Below are 3596 nucleotides of genomic sequence, written 5' to 3' on the forward strand. Positions count from 1 at the left end.
CCAAAAGATTCAGAATAAGAAAGGAGAAATGTATGGGATGGTGGCGTGAAACCATTGATATTGTAAAAGAAAATGATCCAGCGGCTCATAACACCCTGGAAGTCTTACTGACTTACCCTGGAGTTAAGGCCTTGGCTGCCCACCGTCTCTCTCATTTTCTCTGGAAGCACGGCTTTAAACTCTTGGCTCGGATGCACAGTCAGTTTTGGCGTTTTTGGACCCAGATTGAGATTCATCCGGGTGCTCAGATCGATTCAGGTGTCTTTATCGACCACGGTTCTGGCTTAGTGATTGGTGAGACGGCGATTGTTGAAAAAGGCGTTCTTCTCTATCACGGAGTGACTCTTGGTGGGACAGGGAAAGATGTTGGCAAACGCCATCCGACTGTGCGTAAAGGAGCTCTCATATCAGCCCATGCCCAAGTTATCGGGCCTGTGGAAATCGGTGAAAATGCCAAGGTCGGTGCAGCAGCAGTTGTCGTGGCAGACGTACCTAGTGATGTGACGGTTGTTGGTATTCCTGCCAAGATTGTCCGTGTACATGGTAAGAAGGATGAGCCGGTCATTCACGAAGTCGAAGAAAAACGAGAGTACTACGTCAATAAACTCGAGCAGGCTAAAGAAGCCAGTCACAGATCGTCTGGTTTGTAGAGGATACCTATATGATTCAAGCAAGAAACAAGTTAAGCCAAGAGGAGTTATCTGAGGCGAAAAAATTAATTAACTGTTGCCAAAACTATGACGGTACCTATCGTGATCCCTATCTTTCTAACATGCTTAATTTTGACCCAAACATGCCCGCCTTTTTCCTTTATTATGAAAAAGGCGAACTTGTTGGTCTCTTAACTGTCTATGCTGATGACCAAGATGTGGAAGTGACGATACTGGTTCATCCAGATCATCGCCATCAGGGAATTGCGCGTGCATTGTTTACTAGTTTTGAGAGAGAAACAGCTTCTTTTCCGATTCATTCAGTTACTTTTCAGACAGAGCGTGTTTTTCTAGACCGCCATCCTGATTTTGTCAGCAACTGGGGATTGGTCGAGGATGAAGAGACAGAAACTTGGTTAGGTAAGGATAGAAAACCTTATCCGTTAGAAAAGCTTTCCAATCTTGAAGTTTTGTTAGCAGATAGTTCGTATCAGGATCAAATTAGTCAGTTAAAATTTCAGGCATTCTCAGAGGAACATGAATCGAGAGAAGTTGTGGATAGATATGTCGCTGAAGCTCTGAAAGATCCAGAAAGTCGCTTATATATTTTGTTAAAAAACGATCAGGTCATTGGAACTTGCACGGTAGATTTATCGACTAATACGAATTACTTCTACGGTTTAGCAATATCGGAACCTGAACGTGGAAAAGGCTATGGAAGCTACTTAGCAAAATCCCTTGTCAACCAACTAATTGAGCAAAATGACAAGGAATTTCAGATTGCAGTGGAAGATAGCAATGTAGGTGCCAAGTGCTTGTATGAAAAAATTGGCTTTGTCAAACAGACTCAGGTGGTTTATCTGAATGAGAAAGGAGCAAGGGATTCCGAAGTGTAGAGAGATTCGGACTGAAATTCAATTGAACTCTTAGTGATGAAACTAACTGTTCTTGGATTTTAGCTTTCCTGACTATTATTTTATGATTAAAATCTATGACACCATGTCTCGTGATTTGCGAGAATTTGTCCCTATCGAGGACGGTAAGGTCAAGATGTATGTTTGTGGGCCTACGGTATACAACTATATCCACGTGGGGAATGCTCGTTCAACGGTAGCTTTTGATACCATTCGACGTTACTTCGAATACCGTGGTTACGAGGTTGCCTATATTTCCAATTTCACGGATGTGGATGATAAGATTATCAACCGTGCCAAGGAAGAAGGTATCACGCCTCAGGAGGTTGCGGACAAGTACATCGCTGCCTTTCGTGAGGATGTGACGGCCTTGGGTGTCAAACCTGCTACTCGCCACCCTCGTGTGGTGGAGTTTATGGCTGATATCATCCGCTTTGTGGAAGACTTGATTGGGAAAGGCTTTGCCTACGAGAGTCAAGGAGATGTCTATTTCCGTGTGGGAAAATCCCACAACTATGCCAAGTTGGCCAATAAAACCTTGGAAGATTTGGAGCTAGGTGCTTCAGGTCGTACCGATGAAGAAACGGCACGTAAGGAAAATCCTGTGGACTTTGCCCTTTGGAAAGCTGCTAAATCAGGTGAGATTTCTTGGGATAGCCCTTGGGGACCTGGTCGTCCGGGCTGGCATATCGAGTGTTCGGTTATGTCAACAGAGATTTTGGGCGATACCATTGATATCCACGGTGGTGGAGCTGACCTAGAATTTCCTCATCATACCAACGAAATTGCCCAGTCAGAAGCCAAAACAGGTAAGACCTTTGCTAACTACTGGATGCATAATGGCTTTGTCAATATCGACAATGTCAAGATGTCTAAGTCCTTGGGCAACTTTATCACCGTACACGATGCCCTTAAAACTCTTGATGGGCAAGTGCTTCGTTTCTTCTTTGCGACTCAACATTATCGCAAACCTATCAACTTTACAGAAAAGGCAGTACGTGATGCAGAAACTAATCTTAAGTATCTAAAGAACACTTACGAGCAACCATTTTCTGGGACTGTAGATGCTCAAGAGTTACAGGACTTTAAAGATAAGTTTGTAGCAGCTATGGATGAGGATTTCAACTCTGCCAATGGTATCACAGTTGTCTTTGAAATGGCCAAATGGATTAACTCTGGCAACTATGATGCAAGTGTCAAGCAAGCTTTTGCGGATATGTTAGAAGTCTTTGGAATTGTCTTTGTTGAGGAAGTTTTGGATGCAGACATTGAAGCCTTGATCCAAAAACGCCAAGAAGCGCGTGCCAATCGTGACTTTGCGACAGCAGACCAAATCCGTGACCAATTGGCTGCTCAAGGAATTAAGCTCCTTGACACCAAGGATGGAGTGAGGTGGACACGTGATTGATGTCAATCTCATTAACGGGATTGCGCTAGCCTTTGAAGGGGATGCGGTTTATTCCATGTATATTCGTCGCCACCTTATTCTCAAAGGCATGACCAAACCCAATAAACTCCACCAAGAGGCCACTAAGTATGTATCTGCAAAGGCTCAGGCTCGCCTGATTGTCCTCATGTTGGAGGAGCAAGTCTTAAACGAAAAAGAAGAAGAAATTTACAAACGTGGTCGCAATACCAATAGCCATACCAAGGCTAAAAATGCTGATGTGGTGACTTACCGCATGTCCACAGGTTTTGAAGCAGTGATGGGCTATCTCCATATGACTGAAAATCTGGAACGTCTTGAGAGCTTGATTTCTTGGTGCATCCAAAAAGTGGAGGGCTAGGATATGATTGCAAAGGAATTACAAGACTGGTTTCCTGAGGCTCAGATTTTAGACCAACCTGTTGAGAAAGAGGGATATCTTACTCTTCCTTTAGCTTCTCAGCAGTGGATTTTGCTGGAGGAAGCTGGTCTCAGTGAGCGTGAAAAGCAGTTGGTTGCCCTTTTGACCCAACAGGAGAAGGCCAGTTCGCTCAATCCTTGGTATCCCTATCTGATTGAGGGGAAGGGCCAGGCACCGCAAGTTTT

General features: G+C 44.1%; 4 protein-coding genes and 1 pseudogene. All 5 read left to right on the plus strand.

Annotation, left to right across the window (positions count from 1 at the left end; all coding sequences use genetic code 11):
- Positions 1-32 precede the first annotated feature (32 nt).
- Positions 33-650: a serine O-acetyltransferase gene (gene cysE / locus QZ565_RS08625; RefSeq protein ID WP_295528272.1), complete on the plus strand. Its 618-nt coding sequence runs from the start codon at positions 33-35 to the stop codon at positions 648-650.
- Between the two features lie 11 nt (positions 651-661).
- The gene (locus QZ565_RS08630) at positions 662-1546 is read left to right on the plus strand and encodes a GNAT family N-acetyltransferase (RefSeq protein WP_295528275.1); all 885 of its coding nucleotides are present in this window, start codon (positions 662-664) and stop codon (positions 1544-1546) included.
- A gap of 82 nt (positions 1547-1628) precedes the next feature.
- Positions 1629-2972 carry a cysteine--tRNA ligase gene (gene cysS, locus QZ565_RS08635; protein ID WP_295528278.1) on the plus strand — a complete coding sequence of 448 codons (1344 nt, stop codon included), beginning with the start codon at positions 1629-1631 and terminating at the stop codon, positions 2970-2972.
- Entirely contained in the window at positions 2965-3351 is a 387-nt protein-coding gene (locus QZ565_RS08640) for a Mini-ribonuclease 3 (protein ID WP_295528281.1), read from the plus strand. The genes cysS and QZ565_RS08640 overlap by 8 nt, the downstream gene beginning before the upstream one ends.
- Positions 3352-3354: 3 nt before the next feature.
- Positions 3355-3596: pseudogene (locus QZ565_RS08645) on the plus strand (PucR family transcriptional regulator); the annotation flags it as partial.

Source organism: uncultured Streptococcus sp. (genome assembly GCF_915066115.1).
Classification (GTDB): Bacteria; Bacillota; Bacilli; order Lactobacillales; family Streptococcaceae; genus Streptococcus.